Raw genomic sequence first — 18,391 nt, forward strand, 5'->3', positions numbered from 1 at the left:
GTTAATATGGGTTAAGCATGGGATTTCTAGGTTGGACAGCGGCAGTCGGAGGACTGCTATTGATTATGTCACTGGCGTCGGGGTGGATTTCCCGCGGTCCTGTGACGACTTTTGGTTTATATCTGGCGGCAGGTATTGTCTGTGGTCCCTGGGTTTTAGACTTACTGCATGTTGACCTGGTGGAGTATTCCACGCTCACCGCGCGGTTCACTGAAATAGCAATGGCGGCTTCGCTTTTTATTACCGGTCTCAAGCTAAGGTTGCCGTTTCGCGCGCAAAGCTGGCGAGTAGGGGCGGTGCTGGCGTTTCCTGCCATGTTGCTGACGGTGCTTTGTATCACCGCGATAACGCATTACATCACCGGGCTTTCCTGGCCGCTGGCACTGGCGCTTGGGGCGATTATTGCACCGACCGATCCGGTTCTCGCCAGCATGATTGCGGTGAATGATGCTAACGATGATGACGGGTTGCGGGTCGCGCTTTCCAGCGAAGCCGGCATGAATGATGGTTCGGCGCTGCCTATTCTGATGCTGGCGCTGATGCTGTTTACCGCACATGAAGGGTTGTCTTCACAGGCCATCTGGCACTGGGTATGGCGCGATGTGGTCTGGGCGTTACTGGGCGGACTGGCGATTGGTTATGCGATGGGAAAACTGGTTGGGCTGAGTGCCACCCGTTTTCATAGCCGTCAGCGGACTGTCGCGCCCAGTGATTTTCTGGCGCTGGCGCTGATTGCACTGAGTTATGCCGCCGCGCAGAGTCTTGATGCTTCCGGGTTTCTTGCCGCGTTTGCCGCCGGTGTCGGGCTTCGCAGTGCGGAAGTGCGCGTAGTATCCCTGCATCCCCCGGATGACCTCGAAGAAGGCTCTCGGCCGCCACCGGCGGAAGGGATGGTCAATCCCCATCAGCGTCACTCCATGCAGGCTGAAATGCCACGCAATTCTATCGGACTGATGGTCGGGGATGCCCTGTCTTTTGGCGATACCATTGAGCGCATTTTTGCGGCGGGGATAGTCATGGTGCTCGGTATCACTTTGGCGGAGCACTGGGAACCGATGGGGCTGTTGATTGCTGCGCTGCTGTTTATTGTTGTCCGGCCGCTGGCGGTATATGTCACCACGCTGGGCGTGCATGTGCCGAAGGGCAGGCGTCTGATGATTGGCTGGTTTGGGATCCGTGGTATCGGCAGTATGAATTATATCGCTTATGCCTGGACTCACGGTTTACACGGGGCAGAGGCCAACTACATGACCAATATTGCCTTTACGGTGATTGTGACCAGCGTCGTGATCCACGGGCTGACTGTTTCACCGGTTCTGAACTGGCGTAAAGCCAGACAGGAGGCTGCGCGGGAAGAACGGGAAAAACAGCAGGAAAAAGGGGCATAAAAAACGGACGCTCCGGGCGTCCGTTTGGCTGTCAGGCGACTTGTTTTTTGCTCAGGCTGAGCATGAACAGTACGGCGGCGCAAAGCACGACAGAAGGGCCCGCCGGCGTATCGTAAAACGCCGAGAACGTCAGACCACCGGTGACAGCAATAATGCCAATAGCCACCGCCACCAGCGCCATCTGCTCGGGTGTTTTGGCGAAACGGCGTGCTGTTGCCGCAGGGATAATCAGCAGTGAAGTGATGATCAGCGCACCGACAAATTTCATTGCCAGACCAATCGTCAGCGCCGTGACCAGCATCAGGACAACACGTGAACGTTGCAGATTCACGCCATCCACATGAGCCAGTTCAGGGCTGATGGTCATCGAAAGCAGGGCGCGCCATTGCCAGCAGAGTACGGCAATCACCACCGTCACGCCGATGCCAATCAGCCAGATGTCGCTGTAGGTTACCGACAGCAAATCACCGAACAAATAGGCCATCAGATCAACACGCACCCCCGACATCAGACTGACCACAACCAGCCCCAGCGACAGCGCACTGTGCGCCATAATTCCCAGCAGTGTATCGACGGCCAGATGCGGTTTACGCTCCAGCGCCACCAGCAAAACGGCCAGTAATAAGGTGACGGCGATGACGGTATAAAAAGGATTCACATTCAGCAGCAAACCGAACGCGACGCCCAGCAGTGAGGCGTGAGCCAACGTATCGCCAAAATAAGACATCCGTCGCCAGACCACAAACGACCCCAGCGGACCGGCCGCGATAGCCAGTAAAACCCCGGCCAGCCAGCCCGGTAATAACAGCGCGATCATGCGTCACGACCTCCGGTATTGCGCAAAATTATCTTTCCCTTCAAATCGTGACGATGGTTGTGATTGTGACGATAAATCGCCAGTTGCTCTGCGCCGCGGTTGCCAAACATTGCGATAAATTCCGGATGCGTGGACACCACTTCAGGCGAGCCGGAGCAGCAGATGTGCTGGTTCAGACACAGCACTTCGTCGGTTTTTGCCATCACCAGATGCAAATCATGGGACACCATCAGCACCGCACAACCCAACTCGCAGCGCAGGCTGTCGATCAGGTTGTAAAGCGCCAGTTGTCCGTTGACGTCAACACCTTGCGTCGGCTCATCCAGCACCAGTAACTGCGGGCTGTTCATCAGCGCACGCGCCAGCAAAACACGCTGGTTTTCGCCACCGGATAACTTTTGCATCGGCTGATCCAGCAGATGTGCGGCCTGTACGCGTTTAAGCGCAGGCAGAATATCGCCTTTTTTCACGCCAGGTTTGAGACGCATAAAGCGGCTGACGGTCAGCGGCATGGTGGGATCAAGATGAATTTTTTGCGGAACGTAGCCGATACGCAAGCCCGGTTCACGGGTCATAACGCCTTCGGTAGGCGCAATCAGGCCAAGAACCACACGGACTAATGTCGATTTTCCCGCACCATTCGGGCCGAGAAGGGTCAGGATTTTCCCCGGTTGCAGGCTCAGCGAGATGTTGGACAGCACGCGTCGGGAACCGAAAGTCACTGAAATATTTTGGAGCGTAGCTAAAGTGGGCATGTCATTGGGTCTTGCAGAACAAATCGGATGTTATAATATTGCGTTTCGCGAAAAATAACCAGTTTTCCCCCAACACGAAGATGAGTTCACTCAGCATGATACAGAAAAAAAGCGTTAAACGGATGTTTCTTGCCACCGCAATTTTGAGTTCAACTGCGGTTTTTAGCACGCAGGCCGCCGTTGTGGCTTCCGTACGCCCGCTGGGTTTTATTGCATCGGCCATTGCTGACGGGGTTATGCCAACTGAAGTATTGCTACCGGATGGCGCATCGCCGCACGATTTTGCGCTGCGTCCTTCTGATATTTCACGCATGCGCAGTGCTGATCTGGTGGTATGGGTAGGGCCGGAAATGGAAGCCTTCATGACCAAATCCGCCGCGCAGTTACCGCCAAACCGTCAGGTAGAAATTGCGACGTTGCCGACGGTCAAACCGCTGCTGCTGAAAGGCACTGACGACGAGCATGACCATGATCACGCCCATGAAAACGACGGCGATGAGCACCAGCACGGCGAATACAATATGCATGTCTGGTTGTCGCCGGAAATCGCCCGCCAGACGGCGATCGCCATTCATAACCAGCTCGTGCAGCTCGTTCCGCAAAAAAAGCAACAATTAGATGCAAATTTATCTCATTTTGAAGATGGCTTGACAAAAGCTGACAAAAACCTTGGTAGTATTCTGCAACCTGTTCAGGGTAAGGGATATTTTGTTTTTCACGATGCTTATGGCTACTTTGAAAAACACTTCGGCCTTGCGCCGCTTGGTCACTTTACGATCAATCCCGAAATTCAACCCGGTGCACAGCGATTACATCTCATTCGAACACAGTTGGTTGAGCAAAAAGCGACCTGCGTTTTTGCTGAGCCACAATTCAGGCCGGCCGTCATAACGGCTGTTGCCCAGGGAACAAAAGTGCGTATGGGCACATTGGATCCGCTGGGGAGCAGCATTGCACTGGGTGCGGACAGCTATGTGAACTTCCTGTCACAGCTGACGAACCAGTACCTGAGCTGCCTGAAGTAAGCTAAAAGGACAGAATTTAAGTGCAGCTGATAGCCCGATCTATCGCTCTGGCGTATAGCAACCTTCCACGGCCCCACCGCATTATGCTGGGGTCTCTTACCGTCGTCACACTGGCTGTGGCCGTATGGAAACCGTTAGCTTATCACCCGGACAACGACCTCTCTGATACCCGACCGCTGGTTAAAAATATCACGCTTGATAACCAGCAATTGCGATCCTTGCTTCCCGAAGCCAGTGAACCTATTGATCAAACGCCTCCTGCTGATGATGACATTCCGCAAGATGATCTTGATGATAAGACGACCAATGAAGCGGGCGTCCACGAATACGTCGTTTCTACCGGCGATACCCTCAGCAGTATTCTCAATCAGTACGGCATTGATATGTCAGAAATTGCTGCGCTTTCAGACGCTAACCGTGATTTGCGTAATCTGAAAGTCGGCCAGCAGATTTCCTGGACACTCAATGACGCCGGTGATTTACAGCGTCTGACCTGGGAAAAATCGCGCCGCGAAACCTATACTTTTGACCGTTCCGGCAGCACCTTTAAATCCTCTCTGGAAACCCTGAAAGGGGAATGGAAAGACTCGGTGATTAAAGGTTCACTGAACGGAAGTTTTGTCACCAGCGCCCGTGCCGCGGGGCTGAGCAGCGGCGAAGTCAGTGCCGTTATCAAGGCGCTACAGTGGCAGCTCGATTTCCGTAAATTACAGAAAGGCGATGATTTCGCGGTTCTGATGTCCCACGAAGTGCTGGACGGTAAAAACGAGCAAAGCGAATTGCAGGCCGTGCGTATGCGCACCGGCGGCAAAGATTATTACGCGGTTCGCGCAGAAGACGGTAAGTTTTACGACCGCTCCGGCAGCGGGCTGGCAAAAGGCTTCCTGCGTTTCCCGACCGGCAAGCAATACCGCGTTTCTTCCAACTTTAATCCGCGTCGTCTGAACCCGGTTACCGGCCGCATTGCGCCACACCGTGGCGTCGATTTCGCGGTGCCCGTTGGCACGCCAGTTCTGGCTGTCGGTGACGGCGAAGTGGTGGTTGCCAAGAACGGCGGGGCGGCGGGTAACTATGTGGCTATCCGCCACGGTCGTCAGTACATGACCCGTTATATGCACCTGCGTAAAATTCTGGTGAAACCGGGTCAGAAAATTAAGCGCGGTGATCGTATCGCGCTTTCCGGAAATACCGGCCGTTCAACCGGCCCGCATCTGCATTTCGAAATGTGGATCAACCAGCTGGCCGTGAACCCGCTGACCGCTAAATTACCGCGTACCGAAGGGCTGACAGGTAAAGATCGCAGTACTTATCTGGCCACCGTTCGTCAGGTTGTTCCTCAGCTGAAGCTGGACTGATCGCTTAGGTTTTAATGATTAGCCGCCGTGATTTATTGCAAAATAATTCACGGCACTTATCATTAAGCCAGAATTTGATATAAGAGCCTGAGCATGCAGCCAGAAAAAGAAAAACGTTCCACCGTAGAATTTATTCCGCAGTTTCAGAAAGCCTTTTACCATCCGCGTTACTGGGGCGTCTGGCTGGGCGTCGGGGCAATGGCCGGAATGGCGTATCTGCCCGCGAAAGTCCGCGACCCGATTTTAGGCAGTCTCGGTCGTCTGGCCGGAAAGTTTGCCAAAGGCGCGCGCCGCCGTGCGCAAATCAATCTGTTGTATTGCCTGCCGGAAACACCGGAAGCGGAGCGCGAACACATCATTGATGAAATGTTTGCGACCGCGCCGCAATCGATGGTGATGATGGCCGAACTGGCCATCCGTGATCCGAAAAAAGTCACGCAGCGTGTGCACTGGCACGGCAAAGAAATTGTCGATGAGATGCAGGCGAAAGGCCAGAATGTGATTTTTCTGGTGCCACATGGCTGGGCCGTGGATATTCCTGCGATGCTGATGGCCGCAGGCGGACAGCCGATGGCGGCTATGTTCCACAACCAGAAAAACCCGCTGACCGACTATCTGTGGAATACCGTGCGCCGCCGTTTTGGTGGCCGCATGCACGCGCGTAATGACGGCATCAAACCCTTCATCAGTTCCGTGCGTCAGGGGTACTGGGGTTATTATCTCCCGGATCAGGATCACGGTGCCGAGCACAGTGAGTTCGTGGACTTCTTTGCGACCTACAAGGCGACATTGCCCGCAGTGGGCCGTCTGATGAAGGTGTGCCGTGCTTCCATTGTCCCGTTATTCCCGGTGTACAACGGCCATGAACAGCGTCTGGATATTTACGTCCGACCGCCGATGGATGACCTGGCCGCTGCCGATGATAACTACATCGCACGCCGGATGAATGAGGAAGTGGAAATTCTGGTTGGACCGAATCCTGAGCAGTACACCTGGATCCTCAAACTGCTCAAAACCCGTAAGCCGGGTGAACCTGAGCCCTATTCACGCAAAGAACTGTATCCGAAAAAATAACCGTCTGAATTTGAAAACGCTGAGGCTCACACCTCAGCTTTTTTTTATGCTTTTTTAAGCGAATGTTTTAAGAAAGCAGCAATCAGCATGGCGCCTGCCACACCCGCGATAAGACCTGCGAGCATGAAAATGCCGTTACCCAGTGCAAAATAGAGCTGCTTAACGATTTCGATACCGGCTGCAAACACCACGATGGTCATCAGCCCCAGCGCCGCGGCGACGGTGCCTTTTCCGGTCGGACTGGAAAACAGTGTCAGACGATACAAGCCCGCATTCACCAGTCCCGTCCCCAGCGCGTAAAGACTCAGCCCGCTAATTATCCAGTACCAGCCATGGGGCATAAACAGTGCCGCGTATGCACTCACCGAAAGACCCATAACAATAGGCAAAATGCCGAGCCAGACCGGCGTGCGGATAGTCACTTTACCGCTGATTTTACTCAGGGTGATGTTGCCAATAATCAGCCCGGTAAATACCGGCACCTGTAACCAGCCATATTGTAATGGCGTCATCCCGGCATCCTGGATAAGCAAAACGGGCGACTGCGCCACCCACGCCAGCAGTGGCAGGGTAATCAGCCCGATGGCAAGTGAGCCCATAACCACGCCTTTATTGGTGAAGACTTCACGGTAATCGGCCAGCAGTCTGCGCATCGAAAAGCGGCCGTCACGACCTGAAGCGGTTTCCGGCATACTGCGCCACAATCCCCAGAACGCCACAGCAGAGATGACAGAAAACAACGCAAACATGGCTTTCCAGGGTGCGTAATGAATGAACGCCGCGCCCGCCAGAGGCCCGAGCAACGGGGCGATGAGCGTGATGTTTGCCATCAGCGCCATCAGTTTGACGCTCAGGGTTTCGCTGAAGGCTTCCTGAATCGCGGCATAACCGACGGCGCCGATAAAGCACAGGCTCATCCCTTGTAAAAACCGCATCAGAATAAACTGTTCGATACTTTGGGTGAAAACGGTCAGCAGGCAGGTGACGGTGAAAAACGCCACGCCTGCCAGTAATACCGGCCTGCGCCCGAGCCGGTCGGAAAGAGGGCCCAGCAGCCATTGCAGCAGTATGCCGCCACACAGATACGCGGTCAGTGAGGTGGATACCCAGTCAGCACTGGCGCTGAAATCACTGATCACCTGCAACATACCCGGCTGGATCATATCGTGGGCGATATAGGTGGCAAACTCGAATAACACCAGCGACAGCGGGAACAGCCACTGGTGGAAATTCATCCGCGAGGCAGGTTCAGAAACAGACGACATAACGTTAACTCTCCGGTACTCAAAATCGAAAAAGCGCGGCCTGTAACAGCCGCGCAACTTTTCATCGCATTAAATTCATCACATTAAATTCATCACTTGAAAGTTATGCTCAGTAGCGGTTAGCGTACGCCGCAATCGGGTTTTCCAGCGTACCGGCGAATTTCAGGTTCTGCGCCGGATCCGACAGGTTAATCATCTGCTGGTTATTCGCCAGTTGCAGGCGGTTCAGGCACGAATGCGTGAACTCCGTGCCAAACATGTCATAGCGTGCAAATTTCCCGGCGAGTTCCGGATACTGAATCTGGTAATCGCGCACCACTTCTGCCACTACCTGCCAGAACTGACCGGCCGGATAATTGCCGTTCTCTTCCAGAATACGGGCGATAAAGCGGAACACGCCGGCGAAGACATCGGTGAAGATCGACAGAATTTTCAGATCTTCCGGCACATCCACCGCCAGACGTTTGGCTTTCTCCGGCAGGTCAGCGTCCGGGTTCATGACTGCGATTTCTTCCGCGATATCCTTCATGAAGGCATTCACCGGAATATTGTTTTCGAAACGCAGGATCAGGTTTTCGCCATGCGGCATGAACACCAGATCGTACTGATAGAAACAGTGCAGCAGCGGGCTGAGGTAGGCGTGCATATAGCGTTTCAGCCAGTCACCGGTCGCAAGGCCCGAGGATTTAATCATCTCGACAATCAGCGCATCGCCATGTTTGTCGGTGTGCAGCAGGGCGGCCATGGTCATCAGTCGCTGATTCGGCTGCAACTGCGCCACCGGGTTTTCGCGCCACAAAGCCGCAAACATTTTCTTGTACGCGCTGTCGCCTTTGACCGCTTCCTCAAAGTAATGGTTGTGGTAACCGATGGACGCGACTTCCTGCAAAATTTTAAAACCAGTGGATTGCAGGTAAGAGTCGTTTTCTACCAGCCCGGCCAGCCATTCGTTAATGCCCGGCGTGGTTGCCATGTAGTAAGGCGAAAGCCCGCGCATGAAGCCCATGTTCAGAATTGACAGGGCCGTTTTAACGTAGCGCGCTATCGGGCGGCTGGCGTTGTAGAAGGTACGGATCGATTGCTGCGCCAGATAGTTATCCTCGCCTTCACCGAGATAAATCAGGAACTGACGGGCGATATCCGGGGCAAAAACGGTCAGTAATTTGTTCTGCCACTGCCACGGATGCACCGGCATGAAATAGTAGTTTTTCGGATCGACGCCAATATCGACCAGCTTCTGCGTAAACGCACAAATCTGCGCGTCGCCCAGTTCTTCGGCGATCAGTTTTTCATACGGCAAACCATTCACACTGGCGAAATGCGCCTTGTCGTGGTGTACCGCGACCCAGACCAGGTGCAAGGGATTTGCTGCTTCCGGCGCGTAACGGACATAATCACCGGCATCAAAACCGATGCGGCCATTGTTGGCGATAAAGCCCGGATGGCCTTCGGTCATGCTGGTTTCAACGGTCTGAAAATCGGCTTCAGACAGCTGTTTCGCGGTGGTGTGGTTATTCACCAGTTTGTAAGCGCTGCTGTAAAGCGTGCTGCTGATTTCTTCCAGATAAGTCGGCAACATGGCTTGTGAAATGCCAATTTGCTCGGCGAATTCGATGATGAATTTCACCGCATCCAGGGGTTGCGGACTGAGATTATCCAGCCGCTGAATGCTGTTGAGATCAATCATCCAGTCATTGAGGGGCAACTGGCGTGCGCGGAAACGATATTCAATTTCTGAGGCCGGTACTGCCAGCTGGTAGTCGGTCCAGGTGCCGGTGGTTTGCAATGCCTGTGGAGCGAGCAGGCGCTCGTGCGTCAGTTCCGAAAGACACTTACGCAGCAGCAGGGCATTGGCTTTGGCCCAGACTTCAGGTTGCAGATGCTGACCGGTTTGCAGAGTAGAGGGCGTCATAGTGTTGTTTTCCTTCTGGCTGGCCTGAATAAAATCCTCACGCTGGCAAAATGCCAGCCATGCCGTTTTGTGTGTCAGTTGAATTTGTTTCTGATAACGAAAACCCGCGCGCTTATTCAGCTTATGGATCTTGTCATTGCGCACATCCGGTTCGACCACCACACGCCTGACGTCCGGCTGGCTGAACAGGTATTCCATGACTGCGCAGAACACCTGCCAACTGAACCCGACGACAGGTTTGTCGGCAGGAGAAAGCAGGATATGCATGCCCATATCACCGGGCTGAACGTCGTAATGTTCGCGTAACGGATCGTCCTGAACCGGATAGCATTCAATCAGGAACTGCGGCTGGCCGTTGATTTCACCCATCAGCGCGGCCCGCGGGTTTCCGGCTGTGAGGTCGCGGTAAAACGCTTCGACTTCCGCGACCGTGCTGTTTTGCATCCCCCAGAAATGGGCGTAAGGCTGTGTCATCCAGCCATGCAACGTGGCAGCATCTTTTTCCAGCCACAGCGGTCGCAACGTGAGCTTTCCTGCGGCGCGCAGGCAGGAAAAGACGGAGTTGGGAATAGCCTCTGACATCGTTAAATTCTCCGTTAATTTCCGGCAAGGCTGCGGGTGCAGAAGGTCTGGAAGGCGATAGATTTCTCAACCGGATAAATTTCGCGCCCCAGCATTTCGCGGATAATCGTGCTGTTGCGGTAGCACGCCATTCCCAGATCCGGTGTGACGAAACCGTGGGTATGCAGCTCGGCGTTTTGCACGAAGATCTGGTTATGATCATCGATACTGTAATTGCGGTTGACGGCATAACGACCGGCGTCGTCCCACTGAATACGGCTGTAAATACCCTCGACAAACTGCGGCGGCTGATAGCCGTAGCCGGTGGCGAGGATCACGGATCCCGTCCGGTGCCGGTATTCCTGTTGCTGTTCGTGGTGCAGCAGGCTCATCTCCAGTTCGCCATTACGGTTGCGGGTCAGCGCCGTCAGTTCCGAATGGGTGTACAAATCGACATTCAGTGGCCCGTCGAGGCGTTTGATGTACATCAGGTCATAGATGTCGTTGATCAGACTAATGTTAATGCCTTTGTACAGGCACTTCTGTTCACGGTTGAGCTGATCGCGTTTGGCCATCGGCAGGTCATGGAAATAGTCGATGTATTCCGGCGAGGTCATTTCCAGCGTCAGTTTGCTGTATTCGAGCGGATAGAAACGGGGTGCGCGGGTCACCCACGTCAGATGATAATCGTGCCTGTCGATGTCACAGAGCAGGTCATAGTAAATTTCCGCTGCGCTCTGACCGCTGCCAACAACGGTGATGGAGTTGGAATTCTGTACCTGTTCTTTGTTGGGCAGATACGCCGAAGAATGATGCACGTTGTTGCCCGCCTCACGCGCGCAGGCAGGCATCCACGGTGACGGGCCGGTGCCCAGCACCAGACGTCTGGTGCGGTAAAGCTGTTTCTCATTGCTTTTGGTCGAATGCGTCTGAACCAGATAACAATCCTGCGCGGCGTCCCAGGTCACCAGTTCCACACGCGTGGAAAATTGCAGGCTGGTCAGCTGGCTGCACGCCCACTGGCAATACTGGTTGAACTCTTTGCGCATCATGAAGAAATCTTCACGAATGTAGAATGAATAGAGTTTCCCCTGCAATTTCAGGTAATTCAGGAAACTGTAAGGGCTGGTCGGATCGGCGAGTGTCACCAGATCGGCCATAAACGGCGTCTGCAAATGCGCACTTTCCAGCATCATGCCGGTGTGCCAGTCGAAGCTGTCATTCTGATCTAAAAACAGGCCGTTCAGTTCTTTCACCGGTTCGGTCAGACAGGCCAGACCGAGGTTGAACGGGCCGATGCCTACGGCAATAAAATCATAGGTTTGTTCAGTTGAATTCATATTCATGGTGCGGCTCCTTTTACCGGTTTTTCGCGGTGCTCAGCGCAGTGGCCGTCAGCTCTTTGCCGTAGTGCGTGATCAGACCGAGCACATCGGCGACGTCTTCCGTGGTGGTGGTCGGGTTCAGTAAGGTGAATTTCAGGTACTGGCGGTCATGCACTTTAGTGCCTGCAATTACGGCGCTGCCGTCGCGGAAAATCGCTTTACGGATCCCGGCATTGATCACGTCAATCTGGTCGTGGCTCATAGACATACGCGGCACGAAACGGAACACCAGCGTGCTCAGTTCGGGCTTATGCAGCACTTCGATATTCGGATTTTGTTCCATCATCTGATGGGTTTCGGTGGCGCGCTCCAGCAGCACATCAAAGGATTCACCCAGCGCCTGCTGACCCATAATGCGCAACGTCAGCCACATTTTCAGGGCATCGAAACGTTTGGTGGTCTGAATGCTTTTGTTGACCAGATTCGGCGTACCTTCGAGTTTTGCACTCAGCGGATTCAGGTATTCTGCGTGGTGAGTAACGTGCTCCAGGTGGCTGTGATCATTAACCAGGAACGCGCTGCAACTGACCGGCTGGAAGAAGGATTTGTGATAATCCACGGTGACAGAATCGGCCAGATGAATGCCTTCGATGCGCTGACGATGCTGAGGCGACACCAGCAGGCCACAGCCGTAAGCGGCATCGGCGTGCATCCAGATTTTTTCTTTACGGCAGAGTTCAGCGATTTCATTGAGCGGGTCGATACTGCCAAAATCGGTGGTGCCTGCGGTGGCCACCACGGCGATTGGGATCAGCCCCTCAACATGGCAACGCGCGATTTCGGCTTTCAGGGCGCTGATGTCCATTCGGAATGCGCTGTCGCAGGCGACCGGTACTACGGCGTCATAACCCAGGCCGAGCAGGGCGGCGGATTTCTGAATGCTGAAATGACTGACCTGAGAACTGAAGATACGCCAGCGGTTGGCTTCCGGCGGCAGACCCTGATATTTGATGCTGTGCTGTGGACGGGTGCGTTTGCAGTGACTGTCGCGTGCCAGCAGCATGGCCATCAGGTTGGACTGCGTGCCGCCGCTGGTGAATATGCCGTCAGACTGTGCGCCAAAACCGATACGGGCCAGTGTCCAGTCGATAACCTTCTGCTCGATTAATGTGCCGCCTGCGCTCTGATCCCAGGTATCTACGGAAGAATTAATGGCGCTGATAAAAAGCTCCGCCAGCTGCGACGGAACCACGGTAGGACAGTTCAGATGCGCGAGGTATTTCGGATGGTGGAAATAGACTGCGTGTTGCAGATATAAATCATCCAGTTCTTCCAGCGCCAGCCGCGTTCCGGCTAAAGGTTTAGTCAGGTCGATGTGACGAAATTGTTCGGCTAATTCAGCAGGAGAAACCCCCGAAAAAGGTTTTTCCGTGTGGTTAATGTGGGATTTAATTAATTCAATCCCTTGCTCAATCTGCGCCTGCCATTCCGGCGTGCTGTTCTGATTAAAAACATACGCGTTATTTACGCTTATTATTGCCTGAATGTTCGTGAGGTCATCAGCGCTTTCCTGCATTAATTCCCAATTATTTATCTGGCTCATCATGGACCCTTTCTGGTTTTCCATTCTCTTTACTGCGGGCGAGGGGAGGCCACCCGGTAAAAGTCAGGAGATTTCAGTGAACGTGTGTATTAGCAGGCAAGGCTAAAAGCCACGCCTGTCAGGTATGTGGTTTTATCTGTTTCTCTATCACAAATAATAAGGGTTATATCTTGTTTGATTTCCTTGGTGCGGACTTATACAAGGTTTTAACGGTTGGGAATCATTATAAATGCAAATCATTATCATTCAACTAAGACATTGAACATTTAAGCCTTAGTGACAAATAAGCTTATTTTATGTGACGCGAATCACATTTTTAGGGTGATGCCGTCTTAAGGGTCGTTATTAATATGGGATCATTCTGTATTTGTTATTCATTTAAAGGGGTGAATTTCCTGCTTGAAGAATAGAAAAAGTTATATTAATACACACTTAAAACGGGTCTATTTTCTTTTTATAAAATATTTGGCATAACAGGGCAGGAAATTATTTCATCCGGATGGAAAAATAATGATCAAATCAAGGCGGGTAAATAACCATGATGTTTCAGGTTAAAATTATAAAGAAGAGGAAATAAAAAGGCCGATCGTAATGATCGGCCATTAATGCATGTTTTATGACATGTTCGGTTTATTCAACACGCAGAATACGGCTGGTATTGGTGGTGCCGATGGTGCTCATGACGTCGCCCTGAGTGATAATCACCAGATCCCCTGACAGCAGATAACCTTTATCACGCAGCAGATTGACCGCGTCCTGTGCTGCCGCTACGCCGTCGTTCACGCTGTCGAAGAAGACCGGCGTGACGCCACGGTAAATGGCTGTCAGGTTCAGGGTGTGTTCGTGACGGGACATGGCAAAAATCGGCAGGCCCGAACTGATACGGGACAACATCAGCGCGGTACGCCCCGATTCCGTCATGGAAATGATTGCCGTCACCCCTTTCAGGTGGTTTGCCGCATACATTGCGGACATGGCAATCGCTTCTTCGGTGTTATCGAATTCCACGTCCAGACGGTGCTTGGAGACGTTAATGCTTGGGATTTTCTCTGCGCCCAGGCAAACACGCGCCATCGCTGCGACAGTTTCTGACGGATACTGGCCCGCAGCGGTTTCAGCAGAAAGCATCACCGCATCGGTGCCGTCGAGCACGGCGTTCGCCACGTCCATCACTTCGGCGCGGGTTGGCATCGGGTTAGTGATCATCGATTCCATCATCTGAGTGGCGGTGATGACCGCACGGTTCAGCTGACGTGCACGGCGGATAAGTTTCTTCTGGATACCGACCAGTTCAGGGTCACCAATTTCCACACCCAGATCACCACGGGCAACCATCACTACGTCGGAAGCCAGAATGATGTCGTCCATTGCGGCGTCGGAGGCAACGGCTTCGGCGCGTTCAACTTTGGACACGATCTGCGCGTTACAGCCTGCATCGCGGGCCAGACGGCGGGCATAGTTAAGGTCTTCGCCGGTGCGTGGGAATGAAACTGCCAGATAATCTACGTCCATTTTGGCCGCAGTAATAATGTCTGCTTTATCTTTTTCAGTCAGGGCTTCAGCAGAAAGACCGCCGCCCAGCTTGTTGATGCCTTTGTTGTTAGACAGCGGGCCGCCAACGGTGACTTCGGTAAACACTTTCATGCCCTGAACTTCGAGCACTTTGAGCTGCACGCGACCGTCATCGAGCAACAGAATGTCGCCCGGCACCACGTCAGCAGGCAGACCTTTATAGTCGATACCGACTTTTTCTTTATCGCCTTCACCCTTGCTCATGTTGGCATCGAGCAGGAATTTGTCGCCGATATTGAGGAAGACTTTGCCTTCCTTAAAGGTAGAAACGCGGATTTTAGGGCCTTGCAGGTCACCGAGAATGGCGACATGGCGGCCAAGACGGGCGGCGATTTCACGCACTTTGTTGGCGCGAAGGATGTGATCTTCAGCAGTTCCGTGAGAGAAATTCATACGTACAACGTTTGCACCCGCTGCAATGATCTTCTCAAGATTATTGTCGCGGTCAGTTGCCGGACCGAGGGTGGTAACGATCTTCGTTCTTCTGAGCCTTCTGGACATGCCTTACTCCGTTAACTGATGAAATATGGTAATGCAAAAAACAACGGATCCACTTTCCTGGAGGTGTAATTGTAATACAAAGGGGTTTCACCTGTGTGACCCGCCGGCCTCATGTCTGACTTTCATCTTGCGCACGTTGCGCGAAGATTTCCAGCCAGACTCCCTATTAAATCACTGTCTGTTAAATCAATACCCTTGCACATATTTGCTTCAAGAATGATTTAAAGATTCGCTTGTTGAACCAACTCATTCAAGCAGGTTAGGAACGATCATCCCTTTATCAAAGCGCGATTCTTTCAACGCTTCTTTGACCCGCTTCAGGTTATCTCTGAATTTTGCACCACGGCGAAGAGTAAAACCGGTTGCCAGCACGTCAATCAACGTGAGCTGGGCAATCCGCGAGACCATCGGCATGTAAACGTCGGTGTCTTCCGGAACATCCAGTAACAACGCCAGCGTCGCTTCATGGGCCAGAGGTGTATTAAAAGAAGTAATCGCGATCACCGTGGCATCGTTCTCACGGGCGAGTTGGGCGAGTTCGACCAGATTTTTGGTGCGTCCGGTGTGTGAAATCAGTACCACCACGTCGCCTTCGCTGGAATTCATGCAGCTCATACGCTGCATGACGATATCGTCGAAGTAAACCACGGGAATGTTAAAGCGGAAAAATTTATTCATGGCATCATGGGCAACCGCGGCGGACGCGCCCAGCCCAAAGAAGGAAATTTTCTTGGCCTGAGTGAGTAAATCGACGGCGCGATTGATGGCGGCGATATCCAGGGTATTCTTCACCTGGTCGAGGCTGGCCATGGCGGACTCGAAAATTTTACTGGTGTAAGCGCTGACGCTGTCGCTTTCATCCACGTTACGGTTCACATATGGCGTACCATTTGCCAGACTTTGTGCCAGATGCAGTTTAAAATCTGGAAACCCTTTTGTGTCGAGACGACGGCAAAAACGGTTTACAGTAGGTTCACTGACGTCGGCCATGCGGGCGAGGGTGGCAATACTGGAGTGAATAGCAACATGCGGGGATGCCAGGATAACTTCAGCAACTTTGCGTTCTGACTTGCTCAGAATGTCAAGGTGAGTCTGGATTTTTTCCAACGTATTCATAAGCATGCCACTCATAGGTTTCAACGATTTCTTTGAAAAGAGGAAATCGGACTGATTTGATGAAAATATACTACGCGCTTAATGCCGTTGGCAGCGTCAGCCAGGCGAAATTACGGCTTTTTTTGTCAGAGTTTGACCGAGATCTAACTTTCAGTATGGTAAATTCTGTTCAGTTTTGTCATAAAATTACAGAATGTTGTGAGTTCTAACAGCACCTGAGAGACTTATGATAAAAATAAGGTTTTCCACAGAGTTATTACCTTGTCAGATCATGGTTTACGGCTCACGGGCAATCAGAGTACATTGTTGCTGAAATAAAATTACAATATGTACCCGGGATAATTCGAGTTGCGGCTCACGCGGAGCAACCAGAAATATGTCAGGTATTCCTGCATTGAGGAGAAGAACATGGCGGTAACTCAGACAGCCCAGGCTTGTGATCTGGTAATTTTCGGTGCGAAAGGCGATCTTGCGCGCCGTAAGCTGTTGCCTTCCCTGTATCAGTTAGAGAAAGCGGGTCACATTCACCCGGATACCCGTATCATCGGGGTCGGACGTGCGGAATGGGACAAAGCGGCCTATACCGAAGTGGTTAAAGAAGCACTGACCACCTTCATGAAGGAAAAAATTGATCCGGATCTGTGGGACAAGCTCAGTGCCCGTCTTGATTTCTGTAACCTTGATGTCAATGATCTGAAGCATTTCAAAGTGTTGGGCAAGATGCTCGACCAGAAAAATCGCGCTACCATTAACTACTTTGCGATTGCGCCAAGCCACTTCGGGGCTATCTGCCGCGGTCTGGGCGAAGCAGGGCTGAACAAAGAGCCTGCACGCGTGGTGATGGAAAAACCTCTCGGCCACTCGCTGGAATCCTCTCAGGTTATCAACGATCAGGTTGCCGAATACTTCGCAGAATCTCAGGTTTACCGTATCGACCATTATCTGGGTAAAGAAACGGTACTGAACCTGCTGGCGCTGCGTTTCGCCAACAACCTGTTTGCCAGCAACTGGGATAACCGCACTATCGATCACGTGCAGATCACCGTTGCTGAAGAGGTGGGCATCGAAGGCCGCTGGGGTTACTTCGATGATGCGGGTCAGATGCGTGACATGATCCAGAACCACTTGCTGCAAATTCTGACCATGATCGCCATGTCTCCTCCGGCTGATCTGAGCACCGACCGTATCCGTGATGAAAAAGTGAAAGTGCTGCGCTCCCTGCGTCGTATCGATCAGTCTAACGTACGTGAAAACACCGTGCGCGGTCAGTACACCGCCGGCTTCGTACAGGGCAAAAAAGTCCCCGGTTATCTGGAAGAAGAAGGCGCGAAGAAAACCAGCAGCACTGAAACCTTCGTGTCTATTCGCGTGGATATCGATAACTGGCAGTGGGCAGGCGTACCGTTCTACCTGCGTACCGGTAAACGTCTGCCGACCAAATGTTCAGAAGTTGTGGTGTATTTCAAAAGCCCGGCGCTGAACCTGTTCCGGGATTCTTACCAGCAGTTGCCTCAGAACAAACTGACCATTCGTCTGCAACCGGACGAAGGTATCGAGATCGAAGTGCTGAACAAAGTACCGGGTCTGGAACACAAGCACCGTCTGCAAACGACCAAGCTGGATCTGAGCTTCACTGAAACCTTTAATGAACAGCATATCGCCGATGCTTATGAGCGTCTGCTGCTGGAAACCATGCGTGGGATCCAGGCGCTGTTTGTCCGCCGTGATGAAGTGGAAGAAGCCTGGAAATGGGTCGACTCCATCATGAACGCATGGGCTGCGGAAAGCGAAGCACCAAAACCATATCAGTCAGGCACATGGGGTCCTGTGGCTTCTGTGGCGATGATCACCCGCGACGGCCGTTCCTGGAACGAGTTCGAGTAACTGATAATTTATTGAGTAATGACTCCCCCAAATAGTTGGAGTTGCAGCAAGGCGGCAAGTGAGAGAGTCCCGATGAGCTGAGATGAGTCAGTGATTCGGGTGAGCAAGCACAGCCAACGCCGCTGCGGCTCCAAGCATGACGGGGAGGGTAGTATCGTCCAATCGGGTGTGGTCGGTTACTGGCAGAGAAGGTTTCTGCTGGTCCCTGTGGCAGGGGCGCGCCATCAATCACAACGGT

Annotated in this window: 13 protein-coding genes; 5 read left to right on the forward strand and 8 right to left on the reverse strand. The window is 52.7% G+C overall.

Annotation, left to right across the window (positions count from 1 at the left end; translation table 11 throughout):
• Positions 1 to 17 precede the first annotated feature (17 nt).
• Positions 18 to 1,388 carry a cation:proton antiporter gene (locus D6C13_RS02035; protein ID WP_120131178.1) on the forward strand — a complete coding sequence of 457 codons (1,371 nt, stop codon included), beginning with the start codon at positions 18 to 20 and terminating at the stop codon, positions 1,386 to 1,388.
• Between the two features lie 31 nt (positions 1,389 to 1,419).
• Here the strand turns inward: D6C13_RS02035 and znuB are convergent, their stop codons facing one another.
• The gene (gene znuB, locus D6C13_RS02040) at positions 1,420 to 2,205 is read right to left on the reverse strand and encodes a zinc ABC transporter permease subunit ZnuB (RefSeq protein ID WP_120131179.1); all 786 of its coding nucleotides are present in this window, start codon (positions 2,203 to 2,205) and stop codon (positions 1,420 to 1,422) included.
• A complete protein-coding gene (gene znuC / locus D6C13_RS02045; protein ID WP_120131180.1) occupies positions 2,202 to 2,960 on the reverse strand; it encodes a zinc ABC transporter ATP-binding protein ZnuC in 759 nt (252 codons plus the stop codon). The genes znuB and znuC overlap by 4 nt, the downstream gene beginning before the upstream one ends.
• A 95-nt stretch (positions 2,961 to 3,055) precedes the next feature.
• On the opposite strand from znuC, the gene znuA reads away from it, so the two are divergent.
• From znuA to lpxM, 3 genes are all read left to right on the forward strand, one after another.
• Positions 3,056 to 3,985 carry a zinc ABC transporter substrate-binding protein ZnuA gene (gene znuA, locus D6C13_RS02050; RefSeq protein WP_120131275.1) on the forward strand — a complete coding sequence of 310 codons (930 nt, stop codon included), beginning with the start codon at positions 3,056 to 3,058 and terminating at the stop codon, positions 3,983 to 3,985.
• A 20-nt stretch (positions 3,986 to 4,005) separates the two neighbouring features.
• Entirely contained in the window at positions 4,006 to 5,340 is a 1,335-nt protein-coding gene (gene mepM, locus D6C13_RS02055) for a murein DD-endopeptidase MepM (RefSeq protein WP_120131181.1), read from the forward strand.
• Positions 5,341 to 5,433: 93 nt separating this feature from the next.
• Positions 5,434 to 6,414 (forward strand): lauroyl-Kdo(2)-lipid IV(A) myristoyltransferase, encoded by a 981-nt coding sequence (gene lpxM, locus D6C13_RS02060; RefSeq protein ID WP_120131182.1) that lies wholly within the window; start codon positions 5,434 to 5,436, stop codon positions 6,412 to 6,414.
• A 44-nt stretch (positions 6,415 to 6,458) separates the two neighbouring features.
• Here the strand turns inward: lpxM and D6C13_RS02065 are convergent, their stop codons facing one another.
• The 6 genes from D6C13_RS02065 to D6C13_RS02090 all read right to left on the reverse strand — a co-directional run bounded on the left by D6C13_RS02065 (position 6,459) and on the right by D6C13_RS02090 (position 16,269).
• Positions 6,459 to 7,679 (reverse strand): MFS transporter, encoded by a 1,221-nt coding sequence (locus tag D6C13_RS02065; RefSeq protein WP_120131183.1) that lies wholly within the window; start codon positions 7,677 to 7,679, stop codon positions 6,459 to 6,461.
• A 109-nt stretch (positions 7,680 to 7,788) separates the two neighbouring features.
• The gene (locus D6C13_RS02070; protein WP_120131184.1) at positions 7,789 to 10,173 is read right to left on the reverse strand and encodes a GNAT family N-acetyltransferase; all 2,385 of its coding nucleotides are present in this window, start codon (positions 10,171 to 10,173) and stop codon (positions 7,789 to 7,791) included.
• 14 nt (positions 10,174 to 10,187) lie between these two features.
• Positions 10,188 to 11,492: a lysine N(6)-hydroxylase/L-ornithine N(5)-oxygenase family protein gene (locus tag D6C13_RS02075; protein ID WP_208642849.1), complete on the reverse strand. Its 1,305-nt coding sequence runs from the start codon at positions 11,490 to 11,492 to the stop codon at positions 10,188 to 10,190.
• Between the two features lie 19 nt (positions 11,493 to 11,511).
• A complete protein-coding gene (locus D6C13_RS02080) occupies positions 11,512 to 13,080 on the reverse strand; it encodes a pyridoxal phosphate-dependent decarboxylase family protein (RefSeq protein WP_120131276.1) in 1,569 nt (522 codons plus the stop codon).
• Between the two features lie 630 nt (positions 13,081 to 13,710).
• Positions 13,711 to 15,153 carry a pyruvate kinase gene (gene pyk / locus D6C13_RS02085; protein ID WP_120131186.1) on the reverse strand — a complete coding sequence of 481 codons (1,443 nt, stop codon included), beginning with the start codon at positions 15,151 to 15,153 and terminating at the stop codon, positions 13,711 to 13,713.
• A gap of 246 nt (positions 15,154 to 15,399) precedes the next feature.
• On the reverse strand, positions 15,400 to 16,269 hold the full coding sequence (locus D6C13_RS02090) for a MurR/RpiR family transcriptional regulator (protein WP_120131277.1): 870 nt from the start codon (positions 16,267 to 16,269) through the stop codon (positions 15,400 to 15,402).
• A 408-nt stretch (positions 16,270 to 16,677) separates the two neighbouring features.
• Here D6C13_RS02090 and zwf point away from each other — a divergent pair, with 408 nt between their 5' ends.
• Complete coding sequence (gene zwf / locus D6C13_RS02095; protein WP_120131187.1) at positions 16,678 to 18,153, forward strand: glucose-6-phosphate dehydrogenase; 1,476 nt, start codon at positions 16,678 to 16,680, stop codon at positions 18,151 to 18,153.
• Positions 18,154 to 18,391 lie beyond the last annotated feature (238 nt).

The sequence above is a fragment of the Rahnella woolbedingensis genome (assembly GCF_003602095.1).
Lineage (GTDB): Bacteria > Pseudomonadota > Gammaproteobacteria > Enterobacterales > Enterobacteriaceae > Rahnella > Rahnella woolbedingensis.